Below are 6,034 nucleotides of genomic sequence, written 5' to 3'. Positions count from 1 at the left end.
GAATTACGGCAAGCAAGAGTGGGCAGCGTTCGAGCACAGTGCCGTTTCCTTTTTGCCGCCGCTTGGTGTAACCAACGCACACTTCCTCACGGGCCCCTTGCATGCTCATCATCCGCTCGCTGGCGTTCAACTTCGTTTTCTATCTCAGCCTGATCGTCCAGATGATCTTCTGGACGCCTTTCTATTTCCTGTCGCCGCGCCATCGCGCCTGGTTCGTGCCGAAATTCTGGTCGCGCACCTCAATGTGGCTCTATGACAAGATCGCCGCGACCAAGAGCGAGATCACCGGCGTCGAGAACCTGCCTGAAGGCTCCTTCATCCTGGCGCCGAAGCACCAGTCCTTCTGGGACGCGATCGCCTTCTTCCCCTATCTCGACGACGCGCTCTACATCCTGAAACGCGAGCTGACCTGGATCCCTTTCTTCGGCTGGTACATCATGAAGATGCGCATGATCCCGGTCGACCGCGGCAGCCGTTCGAAAGCGCTGAAGGCCGTCGTCGTCGCGACCAGGCAGGAGATGGATCGCAACCCGCGCCAGCTCATCATCTATCCCGAGGGCACGCGCCGCCCGCCGGGCGCCGAGCCATCCTACAAATACGGCATCGTCGAGATCTATTCGCAACTGGGCGTCCCCGTGGTGCCGGTCGCCCATGTCGCCGGCCTCTACTGGCCGCGCCGCAAGTTCCTGCGCTATCCAGGCACCATCAAGGCCCGCTTCCTGCCACCGATCCCGCCAGGGCTCGGCAAGGAGGAATTCATGCAGCGGCTGATCGGCGAGACCGAGGCTGCCTGCGATCAGATGCTCGTCGAGGCGGCGCAGGCGCCGAACCCGCCGCCTATGCCGCCGACGGCGCTGAAGCGGCTGGCGGAACTCGGCGTGGCCGCAAAGACCTGATCGGCTATCGCAGCGCCGCCAGCGCAGTAGCCAGCACCAGCGTCGCCGCAAACAACAGGTTGATGATCCGCGATGCCAGCGGATGGCGGAGGAACCGTGCGAAAGCGGTTCCCGCAAGCAGCCATACGACGTGGATGGCGACGATCATCGCGGCAAGCACCAGCAGCCTGGTGGAAATGCTGAGCGCATCGGCCTGCGACGCGGCGCCGGCGAAGACAGCGGCGATCGCCACATAGGCTTTCGGGTTGGCGACGGCGAGCATGAAACCGCCGAGAAAATCGGGCTTCGTCGCCGTGCTCCCGCGCTCGGTCAAGGGCGGCGCGGTCGCGATCCGGAAAGCCAGATAAAGGATGTAGGCCGCCGAGGCGATCGCCAGCACCGGCGCCACTCCCGGCGCCGATGTCAGTATGCCGAAAATCCCGGCCGCCACCGCCAGAAGCACGGCGATCGTGCCGAGCACCACGCCGGACGTATAGCCCAGGGAAGGACGCAGCCCGAAGGCCGCGCCGACCGCGGTGACGCTGATCGTCGCGGGTCCCGGGCTGCCCATGACGACGGTTGCGGCCACGATGAGTGCCAGCAATTGTTGCCAGGGCTGCGCCTCGTTCAAGATGCCACCGGCCATGCCGAACCCTCCTGCTTGCCGCGATGCGACAGGACTTACGAGGGTTTGTCATGGCCGTCTTGGACGATCGTGCACGAAGGCGCTAGCTACTCGCGCGGTCCAGCGCCCCGATGTCATCCGCCGAAAGCTTGAGCGAAGCGGCGCGGATCAGGCTGTCCATCTGGGCCGGCGTCGTGGCGCTGGCGATCGGCGCGGCGATGCCCGGCCGCGCGATGATCCAGGCGAGCGCCACTTCCGCCTGCTTGGCCGAATGGCGCTCGGCCACGGCATCGAGCGCGGCAAGGATGCGCATGCCGCGCTCGTTGAGGTAGCCGGCAACCCCCTCGCCGCGCGCGCTTTGGCCGAGATCGGCCTTGCTGCGGTATTTGCCGCTCAAAAATCCCTTGGCCAGGCTGAAATAGGTGATGACGCCGATGTCCTCGGCCTTGCAGAGGTCGAGCAGCGGTCCGTCGAGCGACGAACGGTCGTATAGATTGTATTCAGGCTGCAGCACCTCGTAGCGCGGCAGGCTGCGCAGGCTGGCGACGTCGAGCGCGGCGCGCAACTGGCCGGCATCGAGATTGGAGCAGCCGGGATAGCGGATCTTGCCCTTTTCGAGCAGCCGCTGATACGCGCCGAGCGTTTCCTCGTAGGGCGTGGCAGGATCAGGCCAGTGCGACAAATAGAGGTCGATGACATCGGTTTGCAACCGCTTCAGCGAAGCGTCGACCGCCTTTTCGATATAGGCGGCGGAGAGGTCCTTCTTGCCTTGCCCCATGTCGGAGCCGACCTTGGTGATGACGACGATTTGATCGCGGTTGCCGCGGCTCTTCATCCAGTTGCCGATGATGGTTTCCGATTCGCCGCCCTTGTTGCCGGAAACCCAGCGCGAATAGGAATCGGCCGTGTCGATGGCGTTGAAGCCTGCCGCGACGAAACGGTCGAGCAGGTCGAAGGAGGTCTTTTCGTCGGCGGTCCAGCCGAAGACGTTACCGCCCAGGATCAGCGGCGCGATGGAAAGGTCGGTGCGACCGAGACGACGTTTCTGCAAGACTGATCTCCGTGATGCTGGAACGGGCCTGACGCCCAAGGATGGGATGCCGCTAAGCTAGGTCGTGGCCGGACAAGGTCAAAGGCATGGTTTTGCTTTTTGATCGGACCAGAGCAATTCCAGCAAAAGTGCGTCGCGGTTTTGCGTCCGGAATTGCGTAAACAAAAAGCCGCTCACGAAGGCGAGACCTGACGGCCCACCTCTTCCAGCCAGTGATCGCGAATGCCGAGCGCCTCGAGATGCTCGAGCGTGCTTAAGACGTAATCCTCGTTCCGGCCGGATTGGCCAACAGCGCCGCGAACGATACCTGCCGCGTGACCGGCGTCGAGCGCCCCGGCATATTGCTCATGCTGCCGGTCGACGATGTAGGCAACCGCCTCGACCGTACTGCCGCCATGCAGCCGGACGTCCAGCATGCGTTCGAGATAGACGCTGGTCACCAGCTCGCGTTCGCGCAGATAGGAAAGCACCTCGTCGCGCAGATTGCCGGGAACACGGTAGGCGAGGCCGATGCAGGAGCCGCCCCGGTCGAGCCCGAGCACCAGGCCCGGCCGGCCGCGCGTGCCGCGATGCACGAAGGAATAGACGCAAAGCGAGCGGCGATAGCCGTAAAGCCGGGCACGGCGCGTCTCGACATGGGCAAATCCGGGCCGCCAGATCAGCGACCCATAGCCAAAAACCCAAAAATCGCCCATATCGCCAAGCCTGATCGCATTCGAGTGAACGACACCGCACCGACAAGGTGCTTCTTCTGTCCCCCGCTTGTTTGCGTATTGGTAAACGCCCGCTCGCCGGGGTTAACGAGAGCCGCAGCATGACGTCAAGTGACGAGCGATCGCCCAAACCCCGCAGCCGGCTGTTCTGGCTCGCCGCGTTCATCGTCGTGCTGTTCGCCATTTACAGCGGCGGCTGGTTCTATCTTGCCGGCAGGCTCAAGACCGAAGCCGACCAGGCGGTGGCGCGATTGGGCAGCAAGGGCATCGCCGCCGGCTGCGCCAACCTCTCCGTCAGCGGTTATCCGATGAGCTTCACGGTCTCCTGCGACAACATCGCCTACGAGGACGACGCCCGGAAGGTCGCGGCTTCCACCGGAAGCTTCAACGCCGTCGCCGGGATTACCGGGCCCCTGTCGCCGGTCGCCGACCTGCGCGGGCCGCTGAGGACGATGGCGCCCGGCATGCCGCCGCTCTGGATCGACTGGGACCAACTGCAGGCCAATGTCAAAATATGGTGGCCGCTGCCGCGGAGCGTTTCGCTGCAGGCTGAAGGCCTGAACGGCCAGACCGACCCGCAGGACGACTCGGATCCGATGCAATTGTTCAGCGCCGGCAAGGCGGCAGGCCAGCTGCAGCCGGTCGGCCAGGACATCAACTATGTCGGCAGCTTCGGCGATCTGGAGATCAATGCGGATGCCATCGACGGACGCGTGCTGCCGGCGCTGGACGGCAGTGGCGACGTAACGCTGAAGAACGGCGTAGCGTTGATCGCGGCGCCGCCGAAGAGCCTGCGCGGCCAGTCGATCGACATCGCCAGGCTCGACCTGTCGTCGGGAACGGCGCGCATCACCGTGTCCGGGCCGGTCTCCATCGACGCGGAAGGCCTGATCGATGCAAGCCTGACCATCAAGCTCAAGGACCCCAAGGCAGTGGCCGCCATCCTTGGCGGCGCCATCCCGGAGCACAAGAGCGAGATCGAGCAGGGATTTGCCGGAATCGCCATGCTTGGCAAGGAGCCGTCCCTGCCGCTGAAGATCGTCAAGAGCAAGGCTTCGCTGGGCTTTATCCCACTCGGCAAGATCAAGCCGGTCGAGTAAAGCAGCGATGGCGAGACTGCTCAGCGTCGGCGCCTTCACCCTTGACACGATCCTGCGCGTCGAGACGCTGCCGGCGCATCAAGGCAAGTTCATCGCCAGCGACGGCGTCCAGATCGCCTCCGGCATGGCGACGAGCGCCGCCTGCGCCGCGCATCGCCTTGGCGCCGAGGTCTCGCTGTGGGCGAGCGCGGGCGACGATCCGGTCGGCGACCAGCTGATCGCCGACATAGAGGCCGAAGGCGTCGATTGCAGCCTCATCCGCCGCGTCGCCGGCGCGCGATCGGCGCTGGCCGCGATCGTGGTGGACGCCCATGGCGAGCGCATCATCGTCCCCTTCTACGACAAAAAGGCGCAAGCCGATCCCGAGGTTTTGCCGCTTGCCGATCTTTCCGCCTTCGATGCCGTGCTGGTGGATGTCCGCTGGCCGGGCGCCGCGGCGCTCGCCTTGAGCGCGGCCCGATCGATCGGCCGCCCGGCGATCCTCGATGCCGATACAGCACCCGTCGAGGTGCTGGAGCGGCTCTTGCCCTTGGCCTCGCACATCGTCGCCTCGGAGCCCGCGGCGCGCATCGTCTGTGGCCACGCGCTCGACCCCGAAAGCGCCTGCGCCGACCTCGCCTCGCGCACCGACGCCTTTGTCGCGGTGACCGGCGGCGCGGCCGGCACCTGGTGGCATGACCGGACGACTGGGCGCGTGCGCCATGTCGAGGCGCCGAAGGTCAAGGCGATCGACACGCTCGCCGCCGGCGACGTCTTCCACGGCGCTTTTGCCGTCGGCCTCGCCGAGGCCATGCCCATGGAAGAGGCCTTGCGCTTTGCCAGCGCCGCCGCCGCGCTCAAATGCCTGCGCTTCGGCGGCCGGCTGGGCGCGCCGGACAGGGCCGAGACGCTGGCCATGATGGCGGCGCACTGGCCAGCGGCCAAAGTGTAGAGTCTTTCACGTTTTGTGAGCGCAAGATTATCTCGCTTATTTCTGCGAAATCGGCACAAACGCCGGGGTTGGCGGAAGCCGTTCAGCCTCGTCATTCCAGGGCGGAGCAGCCGCGAAGCGGCGTCGCGGAGACCCTGGAATCCATTCCGTGACCTGAGCCGTGGAATGCGGCGGAGCAGAATTCTGCGCTGTTGCGGCGCGTCGAAGTCACGGCATGGATCCTCGGGTCTGCGCGCGTCGCTTCGCTCCTTGCTCCGCCCGTGGATGACGATCGCGATGGATGTTTCAGCCAATCTCCAGCGCATGCACCTGCCAAGGCTGGCCGAGCCGGCAGGTCAAATCCACGCCAGAGAACGAGGGAAAAGCCTACGATTTGGCCGGATGCTCGACCGCCTGCCGGCCAAAGTCCGGCACGTCGATATCCTGGCCGGCCTCGATGATCGAGCGGCGGATGGCGCGCGTGCGGGTGAAGAGGTCGAACAGCTTCTCGCCGTCGCCCCAGCGGATCGCGCGTTGCAGCGAGGCGAGATCCTCCGAAAAGCGCGCCAGCATCTCCAGGATTGCGTCCTTGTTGTGCAGGCACACGTCCCGCCACATGGTCGGATCGGAGGCGGCAAGGCGGGTGAAATCGCGAAAACCGGAGGCGGAATATTTGATGACCTCGCTCTTGGTCACCGCTTCCAGATCGTCCGCCGTGCCGACGATGTTGTAGGCGATGATATGCCGCAGCTGCGAGACG

Annotated in this window: 7 protein-coding genes; 3 read left to right on the top strand and 4 right to left on the bottom strand. The window is 65.1% G+C overall.

What is annotated here, in order from left to right; all coding sequences use genetic code 11:
* The first annotated feature begins 101 nt into the window (after nt 1–101).
* Entirely contained in the window at nt 102–896 is a 795-nt protein-coding gene (locus EOD07_RS18770; RefSeq protein WP_127236534.1) for a 1-acyl-sn-glycerol-3-phosphate acyltransferase, read from the top strand.
* A 4-nt stretch (nt 897–900) separates the two neighbouring features.
* Here the strand turns inward: EOD07_RS18770 and EOD07_RS18765 are convergent, their stop codons facing one another.
* From EOD07_RS18765 to EOD07_RS18755, 3 genes are all read right to left on the bottom strand, one after another.
* Complete coding sequence (locus EOD07_RS18765; protein WP_127236533.1) at nt 901–1,521, bottom strand: LysE family translocator; 621 nt, start codon at nt 1,519–1,521, stop codon at nt 901–903.
* An 82-nt stretch (nt 1,522–1,603) separates the two neighbouring features.
* Nucleotides 1,604–2,551 carry an aldo/keto reductase gene (locus EOD07_RS18760; protein ID WP_127236532.1) on the bottom strand — a complete coding sequence of 316 codons (948 nt, stop codon included), beginning with the start codon at nt 2,549–2,551 and terminating at the stop codon, nt 1,604–1,606.
* Nucleotides 2,552–2,724: 173 nt separating this feature from the next.
* Nucleotides 2,725–3,246, bottom strand: coding sequence for a gamma-glutamylcyclotransferase (locus tag EOD07_RS18755; protein ID WP_040989281.1), 522 nt, complete (start codon nt 3,244–3,246; stop codon nt 2,725–2,727).
* Nucleotides 3,247–3,365: 119 nt separating this feature from the next.
* Between EOD07_RS18755 and EOD07_RS18750 the strand changes: the two genes are divergently transcribed.
* Entirely contained in the window at nt 3,366–4,364 is a 999-nt protein-coding gene (locus tag EOD07_RS18750) for a DUF2125 domain-containing protein (RefSeq protein ID WP_127236531.1), read from the top strand.
* Nucleotides 4,365–4,371: 7 nt separating this feature from the next.
* Nucleotides 4,372–5,295 carry a sugar kinase gene (locus tag EOD07_RS18745; protein ID WP_127236530.1) on the top strand — a complete coding sequence of 308 codons (924 nt, stop codon included), beginning with the start codon at nt 4,372–4,374 and terminating at the stop codon, nt 5,293–5,295.
* Between the two features lie 366 nt (nt 5,296–5,661).
* Here EOD07_RS18745 and EOD07_RS18740 read toward each other — a convergent pair.
* Nucleotides 5,662–6,034, bottom strand: a 373-nt coding sequence (locus EOD07_RS18740) for a prephenate dehydrogenase dimerization domain-containing protein (protein WP_127236529.1), incomplete at its 5' end; no start/stop codon positions are given.

It is taken from the genome of Mesorhizobium sp. M2C.T.Ca.TU.002.02.1.1, from assembly GCF_003997225.1.
This window is presented reverse-complemented; position numbering and strand designations above follow the sequence as displayed.